The organism is Burkholderia sp. Cy-637 (genome assembly GCF_011753175.1).
GTDB classification, from domain to species: Bacteria; Pseudomonadota; Gammaproteobacteria; order Burkholderiales; family Burkholderiaceae; genus Burkholderia; species Burkholderia gladioli.
This window is the reverse complement of sequence record NZ_VWWC01000008.1, coordinates 58,693-78,332: the sequence shown is the minus strand read 5'-3', so window position 1 is coordinate 78,332 and position 19,640 is coordinate 58,693. Positions and strand designations below refer to the sequence as shown.

The window sequence follows — 19,640 nt, the reverse complement described above, 5'->3', positions numbered from 1 at the left end:
CGACCCGTTCGCGAAAAATGAGGTAATTTCGCGAAGACTTACCGGAGAATCCGCGAAATCGATGCATGCCTTCACCGAGCTGGAAATCTTTGTCGAAGTCGTGCGGCACGGGAGTTTTTCCGCGGCCGCGCGGCGCCTCGGGCTGGCGCCCTCGGTGGTGGCCGATCGCGTGAAGGGGCTCGAGAAGCGCCTGGGCGTGCCCCTGCTGTTGCGCACCACGCGGCGCCAGGCGCTGACCGAGGCCGGCACGGCCTATTTCCAGGAGGCCAGCCGCCTGCTCGACGAATGGCAGACGCTGGAGAGCCGGGTGGTCGACAGCGCCGCCTCGGCACGCGGCATCCTGCGCGTGACGGCGCCGACGCCGCTCGGCCGGCAGTGGATCTCGCCGTTCATCGAGCGTTTCGCCGGCCAGTATCCCGAGATCGGCATCCACCTGACGCTCGACGACCGCTTCGCCGACATCGTCGCCGAGGGTTTCGACGTCGCCGTGCGCGGCGGCCCGGTGGTCGACACGCCGCTGATCGGGCGCCGCCTGTTCGAGACGCGGCGCGTGGTGGTGGCCAGCCCGGCCTATCTCGCGCGCCACGGCCGGCCGGGCAGCCCCGACGAGCTGGCCGCGCATCGCTGCCTGGTCTTCAACAGCGAGCCGCATCGCCACGCCGACTGGCGCTTCGGCCAGGGCGCGGCGGCGCGCAAGCTGCGCGTGACAGGCGCGCTGGTCGCGAACCACTCGGAGCTGCCGGTGTCCTGGGCGTTGGCGGGGCTCGGCCTGGCGCAGAAATCCTGGTGGGAAGTGGCCGGGCATCTCGATGCGGGGCGGCTGCTGACCGTACTCGACGCGTTCGAGCCCGAGCCGGTGGCGTTTTATGCGATCCACCCGGTCAGCCGCAGCCGCTCGCGCAAGGTGGCGCTGTTCGTCGACGCGCTGGCGGCCGCGCTGGCCGACATCGACGGCGGCCTGGCCACCCGCCTCCCGGTTCAGAACTGAACGCCGCGCGTGAGGCCGCCGTCGACCAGCAGGTTGGTGCCGGTCGTGAAGCCGGCGGCGCGGCTGGCGAGAAACACGGCGGCCTTCGCCACTTCCTCGGGGCGGCCCATGCGGCCCATCGGGTTGGCGGCCAGGGCGCGCGCGAAGCCGGCCGGATCCTCGCGTTCGCGCCGGCCCCACACGCCGTCCTCGAAATGGATGTTGCCGGGCGAGACGGTGTTGACGCGGATGCCCTCGCGAGCGTGGCGCGCCGACAGCGTCTTGCCGTAGTGGACCAGGGCAGCCTTCAGGACGCCGTAGGGTTCGGCGAAATCGTCGATCTCGCGTCCCGACACGCTCGAGATCAGCACCACCGCGGGCGATGGCGAGCGACGCAGGTAGGGCAGCGCGGCATTGACGAAGCTGACCGTGCCGAGCAGGTCGGTGTCGAAGCCGCGGCGCCAGCTTTCGAGCTGGCCGTTGCCGCCGGCCAGCGCGCTGACGTTGGGCACGATCACGTCGATCCCGCCCAGCCGCGCCGCGCCCGCCTCGACCCAGGCGCTCACCTGGGCGGCATCGGCGATGTCGACGACCTGCCCGAAGGCCCGTTCGCCGAGTTCGGCCTGGGCGGCCTGCACGCCGGCCGCGCCGCGCGCGCAGAAGCCCACCCTCGCGCCCTCGGCGAGAAAGCCCTCGACGATCGCCCGGCCGATGCCGCGCGTGCCGCCGCTGATCAGGACGTTTGCGCCAGTCAGTTGAAGATCCATGTCGATATCCTTGTCGATGGGGAGCAGAGGCGAGGACGATAAGCGACGCCGCGCGCGTGGCGGGCGCCTCGCGGCAAATAGCGGCGAAAGTTCGGCAGGGCCGAACGCGCGGGTGCGCAAACCCGGTATAAAGGCCGGAGCGGATGCAAGAGAGGAAGCGGGATGGAACGTGGCGGCAAGGCAATTCAATCGGTGCAGCGGGCGATGGCGCTGCTCGAGGCGCTGAGCGCGCAGGGCGGCTCGGCGCGGCTGATGGAGATCGCGGCGGCGACGGGCCTGAGCAAGAGCACCGCGCATGGCGTGCTCGATACGCTGGTCGAGATGGGCTACGTGACGCGCGAGCGGCATCGCTACGCGCTGGGCCTGCGACTGGCGGCGACCGCCCGGCCGCTGCTGCCGCAAGGCGCGCGCCTGCGCGAGGCCTTCGTGCCGGCGCTGCGTGCCTTCAACGCCTTGTGCGGCGAGAACTGCTTCCTGGCGGTGCCGTGCGGGACGCGGGCCTACCTGACGCTCGATGCGCTCGACGGCGAGGGTCGCGCGCTGGACCAGCCCGTCAACGAGCGGCGCGATGCGCTGACGACGTCCGCGATCGGCAAGATATTCCTGGCGCATACGCCGGCGCTGGCTCGACGGCTGCGCCAGGCCGGCGCCTTGCCGGCGGCGCTCGACAGCGAGTTGCCGACGATCGGCGAGCAGGGTTTCGCGTTCGACCTGCAGGCCTCGCAGGCGCGGCTCAATTGCTTCGCGCTGCCCTTGCGGTTGCGGGGACGCATGGTGGCCGCGCTCGGCGCGAGCGGGCCGGCCGATCGGCTCGATCCTTCCTTGATGCGCCATCTGGCGCGGCGCTCGATGCGCGAGCTGTTCGACCTGGTGAAGTGCTAGTGCCCAGGCAGCGGGCGGCGGCTCCAGGCGGTGCGCCTAGCCCTGCACCAGCCGGTTGCCGCCGAGCGATTTCGCCGTGTAGAGCGCGGCGTCGGCGGCGGCCAGCATCTCGGCCAGGGCCGGCACCGAGTTCGCTTCGTAGCGCGCCAGGCCGATGCTGACGGTGGCCTGGATGTCGATGCCGTCGATCTTGGCGGCGATCGTCTCGGCGAAGCGCTGCGCGACGTACTCGCCGAGTTCCGCGGCGCGCGAGGCGTCGTAGCTCGACAGCAGCGCCGCGAATTCCTCGCCGCCGATGCGCGCCAGGATCGTTTCGGACCCCAACACGGTGCGCGCCACCTCCGCAAACGATTTCAGCACCTCGTCGCCGGTGTGATGGCCGTAACGGTCGTTGATGCGCTTGAACTGATCGAGGTCGAGCGCCAGCACGGCGAACGGCAGCTTGCCGCCGGCCGCCTGGATCGCCCGCGTGCCTTCCTCGAAGAACCAGCGGCGATTGCCCAGGCGCGTCAGGTAGTCGGTCTGGGCCTCGCGCAGCAGGCGGCCATGGGTTTCCTCGCGGATCAGCCGCAGCAGCGTCATCGGCAGGATCACGGAATACAGCACGCCCTCGTAGAGCGTGGCCTGGCTCGCCAGCATCACCAGCGGCATGCCGTAGCGCTGCGCCAGCCAGGGCAGCACCAGCGCCCGCGCAATATAGAACAGCGCATGCAGGCCGGTGACGAGGATCGCGATGCGGCGCGCCTGCAGGGCCTTCATGCCCTCGCAGCGCAGCAGTTCGCGGGTGGTCATGCCGCTCACGAAGGCGATCGGCAGGGCGCTGATGTAGTACCACATCAAGTCCGCCCAGCGCGTCCAGCAGATCGCCCAGGCCAGCGCGTCCACCGTCAGCACGCCGATCGCCACGCGCGTCGCGCGGCGGCCGTTCAGCGCCGCCACCCCGCCCAGGATCAGCAGGTAGCCGCCGAGGATCACCAGGTTGCTGAGCACGGCGCCCGACGCGCCGGGCATGGCGCGGCGCACCAGCACCACGGCGCAGCCCACGCCGAGCGTGGTGTAGCCGGCGGCCAGGATCCGCAATGCCTTGCTGCGATGGGGATGAGCCTGGTGCTCCCAGAACGTCAGTCCGGCACTGGCGAACAGCGTTCCGATCGCGAGGAAATATAGGGTAAGAAGGTCGACGTGCATTACTGACGTAAAGGCCTACGCCGGTGTGTCGCGGCGGTTGGCGGCATTTTACGCTGAACGTTCGACAACTCCGTGATGTTCAAATTTCAGGCGTGAGGGGCGCAATCCATCGCGGGGAGCGGCAGTCGTTTCGGCTGTGCCGTGATCGAGCGGCGGCTTCGCGGTATCGCGTGGGGCCGGATTGAAACGATGGCGGCGTGCCGCGTGGCCGCCCGCGGCGCGGCGATCAGGAAGGTCGAATTGGTCGATGGAATTGAAATTGAGCGGCGATTATTTTCACCATTACTGAAATTCAAATCAAAGGTGCCATTTGTTATTGATGGTGCCTGATTTCAAATGTATCGGTATGCACGGGGTAATTTCCTTGTCATCGTCGTGATACAGTATGTTTCAAATCTTTCCGTAGACGGAATATTCAATCCAGGTAAATCGAAAAACCGAGCCGGGCTTTCATGCCCGGCTCGGTTGGTCTTGCCTGGGCGATCGGCTATGTCCACCCCCGAATTGCCTTGAAATCGGCAAGAATCAGCCTGGTTTTTCGATTTATCAAACGCTCGATGATATTGCATGGGCAACCGCCAATAATTCCCGCGCTGCCGTGGCGCATTGCCTGCGCTAAATAATGACGAGGATAATTTTGAACGCCAAAAACCCTCAGGAAATTCTGGAACTCACCGCGGCGCAATTGGAAATGTGGTTTTCGCAGCAACGCGAGCCCGACAATCCCTTGTTCGACAGCCGCGCTTATGTGGATATCGGGGGGGCGATCCATTACCCGGCTTTCGAGGCGGCGGTGCGCCGTTTCATCGAGGAAGCCCGGATCCTGCATTTCCGTTTCCTTGAAACATCGTCGGGGCCGGTTCAATTCGAAGCTGGCGGAGATGCCTTCGAACCGACGTTCATCGACGTCTCGCGCGAGGACGATCCATTCGCGGCTTGCTGGAGCGCGATGCAGGCCGAATCGAATCGTCCCTACGATGTCCTCTCCGGCAGGCTGTTCAGTCAAACGCTGTTCAAGCTGGGCGACCAGCGGCATGTCTGGTACCAGCGCTATCACCATATCGTGATGGATGGCGCCAGCATCCCGCTCGCGACGCGCCGGGTGGCGGCGATCTACACGGCGCTGATGCGGCAGGCGCCGGTTCCCGAGGCGGACTTCGGGGCGATCGATCTGATGATGAGCGGCGATCGCGCGTATCGGTCCTCGCCGCGCTACGCGAGCGACCGCCAGTATTGGCAGGACTACGTCCATGCCTTGCCTGCCACGGAGACGATCGTCGGTGCGGCGCCCCGCGCGAGCGGTTCCTTCAATCGGGCATCGGCGCCGCTTCCCGCTGCATTCATCGACCAGCTCGACCAGATCGAGACGCGGATCGCGAAGTGGCCGCTCGTGCTCACCGCCATCGTGGCGGCCTATCTCTACCGGATGAGCAACGGCCGTGTAACCGTGTTCGATTTTCCGGTTTCGGCGCGCAGCAAGGAGACGCGTGCGCTGCCCGGCATGTTCGCCAATATCCTGCCGATGCGGCTGCCCATCACGCCGGGCACGACGCTGACGGAGCTGACGCGCCAGGTGAGCACCGAAGTCTTCGCGCATATGAAGCACCAGCAGTTCCGCGTGAAGGAGATCAGGCAGATGCGCGGTGCGTTCGCCGGGCCGGTGTTCGGTCCGCGCATCAATATCGTTCCCTACGACAACCGCTGGGAGTTCGATGACGGTCGCGCGACCTTGCACGCGCTCGCCAATGGCTTGGTCAACGATTTCGCGGTGACCGTGACGGGCAATCCCCGCGATCCCGGCTGCACGCTGCATGTGGATGCGAACGCCGAGCTTTACGACGACGCCAGCGTGCAGGCGCATCGGAAGCGCTTGCTGCACTTCATCGAGGCGGCGCTGGCGGATCCGGAGCAGCCGATCGAGCGGATCGATTTGCTCGATGCTGATGAGCGACGTTTGTTGCTGCAGACGTGGAATGCGACGGGAGCGGATTATCCGCGGCTTCGATGTGTTCATGAATTGGTCGAGGATCGGGCTGGGCAGATGCCCGAGGCGATTGCGCTGGTTGCTGGCGATGATCAGCTTTCTTATGGCGAGCTCAATGCGCGTGCGAATCGGCTTGCTCGCTATCTCGTCAAGCTCGGCGTTGGACCGGATATTCCGGTTGCCGTGTGCGCGCAGCGCAGCGTCGCGATGGTTGTTGCGTTGCTTGCGGTGTTCAAGGCGGGCGGCGCGTACTTGTCGATCGATCCCGCTTATTCGAGTGCGCGCCTCGCTCATATCCTCGATGATGCGGCACCGCCCGTCATGCTGGCCGACGCGGTTGGGCGTGACGCGCTTGGCGAGGCGCGTCTGAGCAAGCATGTGATGGTTGACTTGAGCGTGTCTTCTGCGCCGTGGGATGACTTGCCTTCAGATGATCTTCCGCCGCGCTCGCTCGGGCTGGATTCATCGCATCTTGCCTATGTGATCTACACGTCAGGTTCCACCGGCACGCCCAAGGGCGTGATGGTTGAACACCGCCAACTCTCGAATCTCGTGACTTGGCATATCGATCGCTTCGAGTTACGGGTGGGCTATCGCGTTCCGGCCACCGCAAGCCTGGCCTTCGACGCCAGCGTGTGGGAGCTTTGGCCCGTGCTGTGTGCTGGCGCAAGCTTGTTGCTGCCGCCGCCTGGGCTGTCATCCGATGCTGCCGCGTTGTTGAACTGGTGGCGCCAGCAGTCGATGGATTGCGCATTCCTCGTCACGCCGCTGGCGCTGCTGGCGATGCAATCTGAATTGCCGCCGGGGCTGAAATCGCTGCTGATCGGCGGCGATCGTGTGACATCGCTGCCTTCTGGGTTGCCGCCATCGCTGCGCATCGTCAACAACTATGGCCCGACCGAAACCACGGTCGTTGCGACCTCGGGCGAGATCGAGCCGTCTGCCGGCGACACGGTTTATCCGATCGGCAAGCCGATCGCGAATACGCGCATTTACTTGCTCGATGAGAACCAAGCGCTGGTTCCCTTGGGTGCTGTCGGCGAACTCTACATCGGGGGTGCCGGTGTCGCGCGAGGCTACCTCAATCGACCGGATCTCACCGCGCAACGCTTCCTTGCGGATCCGTTCGCGCGTGCTGAGGGCGATGCCGAGGCGCGCATGTATCGCACGGGGGATCTCGCGCGCTACCAACCTGACGGCAACATCGTGTTCCTCGGTCGTAACGACGAGCAGGTCAAGGTCCGTGGCTTCCGAGTCGAACCCGGGGAGATCGAGGCGCAGCTCGCCACGCACGAAGCGGTGCGCGAGACGATCGTCGTCGCCCGGCAGGATCCAGCGGGCAATGCTCGCTTGCTGGCTTATGTGAGCCTGCAGGACGCGGCGCCGCGTACCGAGCTTGTTCGAGGCTTGCGCGAGCACCTTGTTGCGCGGCTGCCGGAATACATGGTGCCGGCTGCGTTCGTCGTGCTCGACGCCTTGCCGCTTACGCCGAACGGCAAGGTGGACCGTCGCGCGTTGCCGGAGCCGGATGACGAAGCGTTCGCGCAGGCGGAATACGAAGCGCCGCAAGGCGAAACCGAGCAGACCATCGCCGCGCTGTGGGCCGAACTGCTCGGCGTCGAGCGCGTTGGCCGGCACGACAACTTCTTCGCGCTCGGCGGCCATTCGCTGCTGGCCGTTCAGCTTATCGAGCGTCTGCGCCAGATCGGCTTGACGCTCGCCATCCGCGACTTGTTCGAGCAACCGGCACTTGCCGCGCTTTCCGCCACGCTTGGTCAATCGCGTGAAGTCGTGGTTCCGGAGAACCGGATCGGCCCCGACACGCGAGCCATCACGCCCGATCTCCTGCCGCTTGCCGATCTATCGCAAGCCGATATCGATCGCATCGTCGCCCAGGTTCCAGGCGGTATCGCGAACATCCAGGATATCTACGCGCTTTCGCCGTTGCAAGACGGCATCCTGTTTCACCATGTTCTCAGCACGCACGGCGATCCCTATCTGTTGAGCGCGCATCTGGCCTTTGCCGATCGCGCGGCGCTCGATCGCTACCTTCACGCGATAGCGGGCCTCGTCGAGCGGCACGACATCCTGCGCACCGCCGTGCTGTGGGAAGGGCTGAGCTCGCCGGTGCAGGTCGTCCTGCGGCAGGCGAGTGTCAAGGTGAGCGAGCTTGCCCTCGACGGCAACGGCGAGCCAATCGCGAAGCAGTTGCAGGATCGCATCCATCCGGCGCGCTACAGGATGGACCTGGCGCAGGCGCCGCTGCTGCGCTTCGTGGTTGCCGAAGAGGCGGGAGGGCGCTGGCAGGCGATCATGCTGCTTCATCACCTCGTCGGCGACCATTCCACCCTCGCGATCCTGAACGAGGAAGTCCAGGCGACGATCGACGGGCAGGCCCATCTTCTTCCCGAACCGCAGCCCTATCGCAACCTGGTCGCGCACGCCAGGCTGGGGTTACCCGCCAGTGCTCACGAAGCGTTCTTCAGCAAGATGCTGGGCGACGTCGATACGCCCACGCTTCCATTCGGCCTCGCGCTTGCACATGACGACATGGCGCCGGTGTACGAAGCGCGTCGAATCGTGCCGGCCGGGCTCGATGCGCGGTTGCGCGCGCTGTCGAGAACCATCGGCGTGAGCCTCGCGACTATGTGCCATCTCGCTTGGGCGATGGTTCTGGCACGCACCAGCGGGCAGAGGCAGGTCGTGTTCGGAACGGTGTTGTTCGGGCGCATGGCGGCTGGAGCCGGCAGCGATCGCACCATGGGCCTGTACATCAATACGCTGCCGCTGCGCATCGATATCGACGCGACCGATGTGCGAGCGGCGGTTCGCGATACACAGATACGGCTCGCCGGTTTGTTGGCACACGAGCACGCATCGCTGGCGCTGGCGCAACGATGCAGCGGGATCGGCGCGAACGCGCCGCTTTTCAGCGCGCTGCTGAATTACCGCCATAACGTGCGTCTCGATGCTCCTTCGCAATGGCCGCGCGATGTCGAGCTGCTGGAGGCGCATGAGCGGACGAACTATCCGTTGACGCTGTCCGTCGAGGATTACGGCGATGCGTTGGAGTTTGCCGCGCAGGTCATCGCGCCGGAGCTGCCCGACAGGATATGCGCGTATATGCAGCATGCGTTGGAGCAATTGGCGGATGCACTCGATGCGGGATCGAGATCGCTCGATCATCTGCAGGTGGTGCCTGAGGATGAGCGAGCGCTGCTGATCGATACGTTGAACGCGACGGATGCGCCTTACGATCGGAATCAGTATCTGCACGGGCTTTTCGAGGCGCAGGTTCGGCGCACGCCCGAGGCTACCGCGTTGATTGCCGGTGACGAGCGGCTGTCTTATGCCGAGCTCGATGCGCGTGCGAATCGGTTTGCTCGGTACCTGGTCGATCTGGGCGTTGGTCCCGATGCGCTTGTTGCCGTTTGTCTCGAACGCAGCACGGCGATGGTCGTTTCGCTGCTTGGCATCCTCAAGGCGGGCGGAGCTTATGTGCCGATCGATCCTGCTTATCCGGGGCCGCGCATTGCGCATATCGTTTCCGATTCCGCGCCTGCTGTCGTGCTGGTTGATGCGACGGGGTGCGAGGCTCTTGTCGATGCGCTCGGCGATGAAAAGCTGGCCGAGTATGGGCTGATCGATGTAGATGTCACGTCTGTACCTTGGGTTGGGCTCTCTTCCGAGTCGCTTTCGCCGAACGCGCTTGGATTGAATCCACGCCATCTCGCCTATGTGATCTACACCTCAGGCTCTACCGGTATGCCCAAGGGTGTTCAGAACGAGCATGATGCGTTGATCAATCGTCTGACCTGGATGCAGGAGGCTTATCGGCTCGGTGGGCAAGATGTCGTGCTGCAGAAGACCCCGTTCAGCTTCGACGTATCGGTTTGGGAGTTCTTCTGGACGTTGGCCAATGGCGCGACGCTGGTCATGGCCGAGCCCGGCGCGCATCGCGATGCCGACTATCTGACCGAGATCATCGCGAAGCACGGCGTTACCACGTTGCACTTCGTCCCCTCGATGCTCGCTGGCTTCCTGGAGGCGCAGGATCTGACTCGCTGCAAGACGCTCTCGCGAATCATCTGCAGCGGCGAGGCCTTGCCGGCTCCGATCGCGCGACGATGCCTGGAGCGGCTGCCTCATGCGCAGTTGCACAATCTCTATGGCCCGACCGAAGCGGCCATCGACGTCACTGCGTTTACTTGTCCTCCGGGTTTTGACGCGCAGGCCGTTCCGATCGGCAAACCCATCGCCAACACACGTATCTATCTGCTCGATGAGCGTCAGGCACCTGTGCCGTTGGGCGCGATAGGCGAGCTTTACATCGGTGGAGTTGGAGTCGCGCGTGGTTACCTGAATCGCGCTGATCTCACTGCGCAGCGATTCCTTGGCGATCCGTTCGCGCGTGCCGCCGGTCATCCTGAAGCGAGGATGTACCGCACGGGCGATCTGGCTCGCTACCTGCCGGATGGCAATATTGTCTTCCTCGGCCGCAACGACGACCAAGTCAAGATCCGTGGCTTCCGCATCGAGCTCGGCGAAATCGAGGTGCAGCTCGCCAAGCACGAAGTGGTGCGCGAGGCGATCGTCATCGCTCGGCAGGATCCGACGGGTAACGCTCGATTGTTGGCTTACGTGACTCCTCAGGAATCGGCATCGCGCGAGGAACTGGCCCGAAGCCTGCGCGAGCATTTGACGGCTCGGCTACCCGAATACATGGTGCCTGCCGCGTTCGTGGTTCTTGAAACGCTGCCGCTGACGCCGAACGGCAAGCTGGACCGCCGCGCGCTGCCGGAGCCGGCTGACGACGCTTTCGTCCAGTCCAGATACGAAGCACCGCAAGGCGAAACCGAGCAGGCCATCGCCGCGCTTTGGTCAGACCTGCTCGGCATCGAACGCATCGGCCGACACGACAACTTCTTTGCGCTCGGCGGCCATTCGCTCGTCGCAATCCGAATGATTTCGCGCATCGTCAATGCAACCGGAAAGTCCCTGCCGCTGCGAAAGGTGTTCGAAGCACCGACGCTCGCGGAACTGGCTCTCGCACTCTCGGATGTGACGTCGTCAGAACGCGCTCATGATCTCGTTCGCATCGACCGCAATGTGACGATGCCGCTGTCCTTCGCCGAGGAACGGGTGCTCGCGATCGAAGCGGGTGGCACGCGTGGCGCGATGCTCAACTCATCGCGTCTTTTCATCCTGTCGGGGCGCGTGCGCGAGGATGTGCTGGATCGTGCCTTGCGCGCGGTGGTCGAGCGTCACGAGATCCTGCGCACGCATTATGCGGACGACGAGGCCACCGGGTCGTTCGTGCCGGTCATCGGGCGCTCGGCACTCTTCCGCCTCGAGCGCCGCGAAGTGGCCGAGGACGACGCGATGCCGATCGCGCAATCGGAAGCCGCCAGGCATCTCGACTGCTTCCGGGGGCCGGTCTTCGGCGCGACGCTGTTTGTCGAGTCACCGCAGCGCGCGATCCTGATGATAGCGATTCACCACATCGCGATGGACGCCGCGTCCTGGAACATCGTCTGGCGCGATTTCCGGCAGGCGTATGCCGCGCTGGCCGCCGACGAACCGCCAGCGCTGGCCCCGTTGGCGCTGCAGTACCGGGACTATGCGGCCTGGACGACAAGACAGGTCGATGCCGAGCGTCTCGCTCAATTGCGGCAGACCTGGCGGGAGCGTCTCGCTGGTGCGCCTGTCTACCTGGATCTACCCGCTGACCGGCCAAGGCCGGACAAATTGTCGGACCGCGCGGGACGGATCGAACGCATGCTCGCGCCGGATCTGGTGCAAGGGATCCGACGGATCGCCACGGCATACAAGGTCACGCCCTTTATCGTGCTGGAGACCACGCTCGCAATCGCTTGCGCGCAACTCGCGCGCAGCCGCGACATCGTGATAGGCACGGTGGCCGAAGGGAGAACGCATGCCGCCACCGAGGATATGGTCGGCCTGTTCGTCAACACACTGCCGCTGCGCCATCGGCTGGATCGAACCGCCTCCGTCGCGAGTCACTTGCTCGCGACCTCGCGTGAACTTCTTTCCGCACTCGAGGCGAGCGAACTGCCGTTCGCCGACGTGGTGGCTGCCGTCAATCCACCGCGCGCGTCTTCCCACGATCCGATCTTCCAGGTGTTTTGCCAGTTCCAGCAAGGCCCTGGAAAGACTCGCGAGACGATCGCCGACATGACGATCGAAGCCATTCCGCGCACGCGCATGGCGCGAGGTGCCGATCTCGCGGTCGTGTTCCTGGACGCGGGCGAATATCTCAGTGCGGACGTCTCATACAGCGCCGATCTGTTCGACGCCGAGAGCATCGATGCGCTGATCGAACTGTTCCTGCGCTTCCTGGCGGAAAGCGTGCAGCGGCCCGATGCGGTGGTTGACGAGCTTTGGGATGCCGGCGTCGCCAGTGCGAGGGCCGCGGCGTCGGGCCCGGATGCCTCGCGTCTGATCGACCGCCCGGGCAGCCCGGCGGGAACCTGGTACGCGCTCTCGCCGGCGCAGCAGGCAGTCTGGCTGCAGGAGCAGGCGGCGCGGCCGGGGACGTCGTTCTTCTCGGTCGCGGCCATGCGCTGCGCGCCGGAGGTCGATCGAATGCGTCTGGTTGCTGCCTCGCGAGCTTTGATCGATCAGAACCAGGCGTTCTGGCTTCAAGTTTCCGACGCTGGCCTGCAATGCGAGGCGCCCATGCCGACGACACGCTTCCAGCATTTCGTCGAACCAACGACGATGACCGACGAAGCGATGCGACGGGCGGTGATCGAGTGGCATGAGAAGCTCAACGAGGATCCGCGCGACAAGTCCGGTGCTGTCGCCGTGTTCGACTCTCCTGGTAGCGTGCTGGTGGCGTTGCGCTCGCCTCATGTGCAGAACGACGGATGGTCTGCGATTCGATACTTCGAGCGCATCGGCAGGAACTACGCCGCGCTCGAGAGCGACCCGGCCCGCACGTTCGACATGGATCGGATCTTTCTCGATACCTTGTCGCTCGACGAACGTTATCTCTGCTCGCCGACCTACGAGCGCGACGCCGCGTTCTGGCAATCGGCATGCGCGCGAATCGACGGGCAGCCATTGGTAACGCTCGTGGCCGACCATGCTCACCCCGTGGATGCGCGCGGCGTGGTTCGATCCTTGCGCAAGGTGTTTCCGCAGACGCTGCAAGAGCGGGTCCTGAACGCTGCGCGGAAGCTCTCGTTGTCGCCAGCGGAATGCCTGACCGCGTTGACCGCTCTGTATCTGATGCGGGTCACGGGTGAAAGGAGCACGGTACTCGGCGTGTCGTTCCTGAACCGAACTCGGGAAGCGCTCGATATTCCGGGGCAGTTCGCCAAGGTCATTCCGCTTCCGGTATCGATCGGGCAGGGCGATATTCCCCTTTCGGCGACGTTGAACGGAATTCGCGATGCATTCAAGGACGTGATGCAGCACGGACGATTTCCGTTCGGCGAGATGGTCAGGCGTTACGGGTTCGATCCCCGGCATATCGAGATCAGCGTCAATACCCTGTTCCTGCGCCATCCCGTTGAAGTGGGCGGCCAGCCCGCGCATGTTCAGTGGTTGTCCGGGCCCGAGCATGGCCTCTCGTTCCTGTTTACCCAGTTCGGCAGGAGCGCGCCGATCGATATCGAGCTCCGATACAACGGCAATGCATTCGATTCGGAATCTGTCGAGCGGCATGCGGGACGTTTGCTTGATTTTATCGAGCACGCGTGCGAGGACGATAGCGTGTCGGCTCGGGGGATCGAACTCGTGTCGAGTGACGAACGGGCCTTGCTGATCGATACGCTGAACGCGACGGATTCGCCTTACGATCGGAATCAGTATCTGCATGGGCTTTTCGAGGCGCAGGTTCGGCGCACGCCCGAGGCTATCGCGTTGATTGCCGGTGACGAGCGGCTGTCTTATGCCGAGCTCGATGCGTGCGCGAATCGGTTCGCTCGGTACCTGGTCGATCTGGGCGTTGGTCCCGATGCGCTTGTTGCCGTTTGTCTCGAACGCAGCACGGCGATGGTTGTTTCGCTGATTGGCATCCTCAAGGCGGGCGGGGCTTATGTGCCGATCGATCCTGCTTATCCAGGGCCGCGCATCGCGCATATCGTTTCCGATTCCGCGCCTGCTGTCGTGCTGGTTGATGCGACGGGGCGCGAGGCTCTTGTCGATGCGCTCGGCGATGAAAAGCTGGCCGAGCAGGGATTGATCGATGTGAGTGCCGCATCTGCGCCTTGGAATAAGCTCTCTTCCGATCCGCTCTCGCCGAGCGCGCTTGGATTGAATCCACGCCATCTCGCCTATGTGATCTACACCTCAGGCTCTACCGGCATGCCCAAGGGCGTGCAGAACGAGCATGATGCGTTGGTCAATCGTCTGACATGGATGCAGGAGGCTTATCGGCTCGGTGGGCAAGATGTCGTGCTGCAGAAGACCCCGTTCAGCTTCGACGTATCGGTTTGGGAGTTCTTCTGGACGCTGGCCAATGGCGCCACACTGGTCATGGCCGAGCCCGGCGCGCATCGCGATGCCGACTATCTGACCGAGATCATCGCGAAGCACGGTGTTACCACGTTGCACTTCGTCCCCTCGATGCTCGCTGGCTTCCTTGAGGCGCAGGATCTAACGCGCTGCAAGACGCTCTCGCGAATCATCTGCAGCGGCGAGGCTTTGCCGGCTCCGATCGCCCGACGATGCCTGGAGCGGCTGCCTCATGCGCAGTTGCACAATCTCTACGGCCCGACCGAAGCGGCCATCGACGTCACTGCGTTTACCTGCCCGCCGGATTTCGACGCGCAAGCCGTTCCGATCGGCAAACCCATCGCCAACACACGTATCTATCTGCTCGATGAGCATCAGGAACCTGTGCCGTTGGGTGCGATAGGCGAGCTTTACATCGGCGGAGTTGGCGTCGCGCGTGGTTACCTGAATCGCGCTGATCTCACCGCGCAGCGATTCCTTGGCGATCCGTTCGCGCGTGCCGCCGGTCATCCTGAAGCGAGGATGTACCGCACGGGCGATCTGGCTCGCTACCTGCCGGATGGCAATATCGTCTTCCTCGGCCGCAACGACGACCAGGTCAAAATTCGTGGCTTCCGTATCGAGCTCGGCGAAATCGAGGTGCAGCTCGCCAAGCACGAAGCGGTGCGCGAGGCGATCGTCATCGCACGGCAGGATTCGGCGGGTAACGCGCGGCTTCTGGCTTACGTGACGTCCCAGGAGTCGGCACAGCGGGAGGAACTGGCCCGAAGCCTGCGCGAGCATTTGACGGCTCGGCTACCCGAATACATGGTGCCTGCCGCGTTCGTGGTTCTCGAAACGCTGCCGCTGACGCCGAACGGCAAGCTGGACCGCCGCGCGCTGCCGGAGCCCGCCGACGACGCCTTCGTCCAGTCTCGATACGAAGCACCGCAAGGCGAAACCGAGCAGACCATCGCAGCGCTTTGGTCCGAGCTGCTCGGCATCGAACGAATCGGCCGACATGACAACTTCTTCGCGCTCGGCGGCCATTCGCTGCTTGCCGTGAGGATGTTGAATCGCTTGCGGGTGACGCAAGCGGTGGATCTATCGCTTTCCTCATTGTTCGATCATCCAACCGTGAGCGCAGTTGCCCAGGCGATCGGCTTCGGAAGCCGAAGCGTCGCGCCTTCGATCGTTCGCGTGGCTCGCGACGCGCGCCTTCCTCTGTCGTTCGCCCAGCAGCGCATGATGTTCCTGAGCGGTTTCGATGGCGCAAGCACGATCTATCACGTCCCGCTCGTGTTGCGTATCGACGGCAAGTTGGACATAAACGCATTGCGTCGTGCCCTCGACATGTTATGGGCGCGTCACGAAGCATTGCGTACGGTATTTCTCGACACGTCTGGAACTGGCGAGGGCGGTGACGCGGAACTGCTCCCAGCCGACGATGGCATGCCCTGGCGGGAGGACGATTTGTCCTCGAGACTCGATGCTTCGCAAGACGAATGGTTGCTTCTGTGCGAGGAGGAAGCCACGCAAGCGTTCGATCTCGCACGCGGGCCGCTGGTGCGAGCGCGTCTCGTCAGGCTGGCCGCCAACGAGCACACGCTCATGCTCACCCTGCATCACATCATCTGCGATGGATGGTCCCTGGCGGTGCTCGTCAAGGAGCTCGGCGCGCTTTATCGTGCCGTGACGGAGGAGCGCCCGGATCCGCTCGGCGCACTGACGATCCAGTATCCCGACTATGTGAGTTGGCAGCGCCAATGGTTCGGCGCTGAGCGTCGCGAACGCGAAGCCGTTTATTGGAAAACAACGCTGGCGGGTATTCCGACGCTGTTGGATCTGCCGACGGATCATCCTCGTCCCGCGCAGCAGCAGTTCGATGCGGCACGCCTGCCGCTCGAGCTCGACCCGATGCTCACGCAGGACTTGAGACGACTCGCTGCACGACGCGGCACGACTGTCTTCGCGGTCGTCACCGCGGCGTGGGCGGCAGTGCTGGGGCGCCTCGCGGGCCAGGAGGATGTCGTCATCGGCACGCCGGTGGCGAATCGCTCCAAACCCGAACTCGAGGCTGTCGTTGGTCTGTTCGTAAACACCCTGGCACTGCGCATCGATTTGTCGGGCATGCCGTCCGTCGCGCAACTGCTCGACCGCGTTCAATCGACGGTCGTCGCCGCGCAGGACCATCAGGATCTTCCGTTCGAGCAGGTCGTGGAGATCGTGAAGCCGCAACGGCGGCTTGCTCACACCTCGATATTCCAGGTGATGATCTCGTGGCAGAACACCGACATGCGAACCATCGAATTGCCGGATCTGGCGTTCACGCCGGTGGGCGGCGCGTTCGATCGCGCGAAGTTCGATCTCGAACTCGACCTGCTCGACGATGGGCAGGTGATATCCGGGGCGCTGCGTTATGCCACCGCCTTGTTCGAGGAAGCCTCGATCGCGCGTCATTGCGCATATTTGCTTGCGGCCTTGCGTGTCATGGTCCGCGACGAGGAGCAACTGATCGAGCGGATCGATTTGCTCGATGCCGACGAGCGGCGTTTGTTGCTGCAGACGTGGAATGCGACGGGAGCGGATTATCCGCGGCATCGATGTGTTCATGAGTTGGTCGAGGATCGGGCAGGGCAGATGCCCGAGGCGATTGCGCTGGTTGCTGGCGATGAGCGGTTGACCTATGGCGATCTCAATGCGCGTGCGAATCGGCTTGCTCGTTATCTCGTCAAGCTCGGCGTTGGACCGGATATTCCGGTTGCCGTGTGCGCGGAGCGCAGCGTCGCGATGGTTGTTGCGTTGCTTGCGGTATTCAAGGCGGGCGGCGCTTACCTGTCGATCGATCCCGCTTATTCGAGTGCGCGCCTCGCTCATATCCTCGATGATGCGGCACCGCCCGTCATGCTGGCCGATGCGGTTGGGCGTGAAGCGCTCGGCGAGGCGCGTCTGGCCAAGCATGTGATGGTTGATTTGAGCGTGTCTTCTGCGCCGTGGGATGAACTGGCTTCTGACAATCTTCCGCCGCGCTCGCTCGGGCTGGATTCATCGCATCTTGCCTATGTGATCTACACGTCAGGTTCCACCGGCACGCCCAAGGGCGTCATGGTCGAGCATCGCCAACTCTCGAATCTCGTGACTTGGCATATCGATCGCTTCGAGTTTCGGGTGGGCTCTCGTGTCCCAGCCACCGCAAGCCTGGCCTTCGACGCGAGCGTGTGGGAGCTTTGGCCCGTGCTGTGTGCCGGTGCAAGCTTGTTGCTGCTGCCGCCTGGGCTGTCGTCCGATGCTGCCGCGTTGTTGAACTGGTGGCGACAACAGTCGATGGATTGCGCATTCCTCGTCACGCCGCTGGCGCTGCTGGCGATGCAGTCTGAATTGCCGCCGAGGCTGAAATCGCTGCTGATCGGCGGCGATCGCGTGACGTCGCTGCCTTCGGGGTTGCCGCCATCGCTGCGCATCGTCAACAACTATGGCCCGACCGAAACCACGGTCGTTGCGACCTCGGCCGAGATCGAGCCGTCTGCCGGCGACGCGGTTTATCCGATCGGCAAGCCGATCGCGAATACGCGCATTTACTTGCTCGATGAGAACCAGGCGCTGGTTCCCTTGGGCGCTGTCGGCGAACTCTACATCGGCGGTGCCGGTGTCGCGCGAGGCTATCTCAATCGACCGGATCTCACTGCGCAACGCTTCCTTGCCGATCCGTTCGCGCGTGCTGCGGGCGATGCCGAGGCGCGCATGTATCGAACCGGTGACCTCGCGCGCTACCAGCCAGACGGCAACATCGTGTTCCTCGGTCGTAACGACGAGCAGGTCAAGGTCCGTGGCTTCCGCGTCGAACCCGGGGAGATCGAGGCGCAGCTCGCCACGCACGAAGCGGTGCGCGAGACGATCGTCGTCGCTCGGCAGGATCCGGCGGGCAATGCTCGCTTGCTGGCCTACGTGAGCTTGCTTGACGCGGCGCCGCGTGCCGAGCTTGTTCGAGGCTTGCGCGAGCACCTTGCTGCGCGGCTGCCGGAATACATGGTGCCGGCCGCGTTCGTCGTGCTCGACGCCTTGCCGCTGACGCCGAACGGCAAGGTGGACCGTCGCGCGTTGCCGGAGCCGGATGACGAGGCGTTCGCGCAGGCGCAATACGAAGCGCCGCAAGGCGAAACCGAGCAGACCATCGCCGCGCTGTGGGCCGAACTGCTCGGCGTCGAGCGCGTGGGCCGGCACGACAACTTCTTCGCGCTCGGCGGCCATTCGCTGCTCGCCACCCGCATGCTCGCGCGGCTGCGTGAAGCATTCGGACACGACGTATCGATTCGCACGCTCTTCGAGGCGCCGACTGTCTCGCAATTGGCGCCGCGAGTACACACAGCGGTTCAGTCCGACGCGCTGGCCATGCTCCTGCCGATTCAGACGCTGGGATCGAAACCGCCGCTGTTCTGCATCCACCCGGCTGGCGGTTTCAGCTGGCCATACGCGGGCCTCGCTCACCATCTGCCGAATCGTCCGCTCTATGGCCTGCAAGCGCGCGCGCTCGCGGAAGCAGACGAACAAGTGGAGTCGATCGAGGAGATGGCACTGGATTACGTCCGGCAAATCCGCGGCGTGCAGCCCAGCGGCCCTTATCATCTGCTCGGCTGGTCGCTCGGATGCCATATCGCGCATGCGATTGCCACGCAGCTACAACTCGCCGGCGAGAGCGTAGCGTTGCTCGCGATGCTCGACGGTTATCCGATGGCGGAGATCGAGGCTATTTCCTCGCCGACGGAATCGGAGGTCATGGGGGTGCTGATGCAAGCGTTCTCGGATTCACCGCAACCGACAACCGCCGAACCGTTGACGATAGCAACGCTGAAAGCGCACCTGGCGCGGAGCAATCCGATGTTCCAGACGATCAGCGATCCGACGTTCGCATCGATCGTGCGGCAATTCCAGATCGCACCAGCCCTGGCCGGCATGTTCGTGCCGGAGATATTCCATGGCGATGTGCTGTTTCTTAGGGCCGCGCTCAGTCAGGCGGATGCTTATCCACAGCGCGAGGTCGGTGCATGGCAGCCCTATGTGCAGGGCCGAATCGAGACGCATGACGTCGAGTGCCTGCACGAAACGATGATGAGCGCACAGGCACTCGCGAGGATCGGGCCGATCGTTGCGGCCGCACTCGAGCGGGGCGGGAACTACGGTGGTGATCTGCCGGGATCGCTCGTAGCCGAGTCGGGTGCATTACCGTGAGACGGAGAATGCTTCGCAGGAGAGCGCAATTCAGTGGCTGCGGGCATTGTTATGCCCGTGCGTGGCTAAAGGGCAGCGATTGGCTCCTTTTCGTTGCCCGTTCAGTCTCCTGCCCGCCGAAGCTGATAGGGCTTCGGCGGTGTTTAGGTAGTTCAGCAGTTCT

General features: G+C 64.2%; 6 protein-coding genes. 4 read left to right on the top strand and 2 right to left on the bottom strand.

Annotated features, from left to right (window positions below; translation table 11 throughout):
• Positions 1 to 61 precede the first annotated feature (61 nt).
• Complete coding sequence (locus F3J10_RS04390; protein WP_025101878.1) at positions 62 to 988, top strand: LysR family transcriptional regulator; 927 nt, start codon at positions 62 to 64, stop codon at positions 986 to 988.
• On the opposite strand, the gene F3J10_RS04385 is transcribed toward F3J10_RS04390, so the two are convergent.
• Positions 979 to 1,734, bottom strand: a complete 756-nt coding sequence (locus tag F3J10_RS04385) for an SDR family oxidoreductase (RefSeq protein WP_025101879.1) — start codon at positions 1,732 to 1,734, stop codon at positions 979 to 981. The genes F3J10_RS04390 and F3J10_RS04385 overlap by 10 nt on opposite strands.
• Before the next feature lie 162 nt (positions 1,735 to 1,896).
• On the opposite strand from F3J10_RS04385, the gene F3J10_RS04380 reads away from it, so the two are divergent.
• On the top strand, positions 1,897 to 2,616 hold the full coding sequence (locus tag F3J10_RS04380; RefSeq protein ID WP_201446769.1) for a helix-turn-helix domain-containing protein: 720 nt from the start codon (positions 1,897 to 1,899) through the stop codon (positions 2,614 to 2,616).
• A 36-nt stretch (positions 2,617 to 2,652) separates the two neighbouring features.
• Here the strand turns inward: F3J10_RS04380 and F3J10_RS04375 are convergent, their stop codons facing one another.
• Positions 2,653 to 3,804 (bottom strand): GGDEF domain-containing protein, encoded by a 1,152-nt coding sequence (locus tag F3J10_RS04375; RefSeq protein ID WP_167241230.1) that lies wholly within the window; start codon positions 3,802 to 3,804, stop codon positions 2,653 to 2,655.
• Positions 3,805 to 3,945: 141 nt separating this feature from the next.
• Between F3J10_RS04375 and F3J10_RS04370 the strand changes: the two genes are divergently transcribed.
• Positions 3,946 to 4,134 (top strand): hypothetical protein, encoded by a 189-nt coding sequence (locus F3J10_RS04370; protein ID WP_167241228.1) that lies wholly within the window; start codon positions 3,946 to 3,948, stop codon positions 4,132 to 4,134.
• 307 nt (positions 4,135 to 4,441) lie between these two features.
• Complete coding sequence (locus F3J10_RS04365) at positions 4,442 to 19,477, top strand: non-ribosomal peptide synthetase (protein ID WP_167241226.1); 15,036 nt, start codon at positions 4,442 to 4,444, stop codon at positions 19,475 to 19,477.
• Positions 19,478 to 19,640 lie beyond the last annotated feature (163 nt).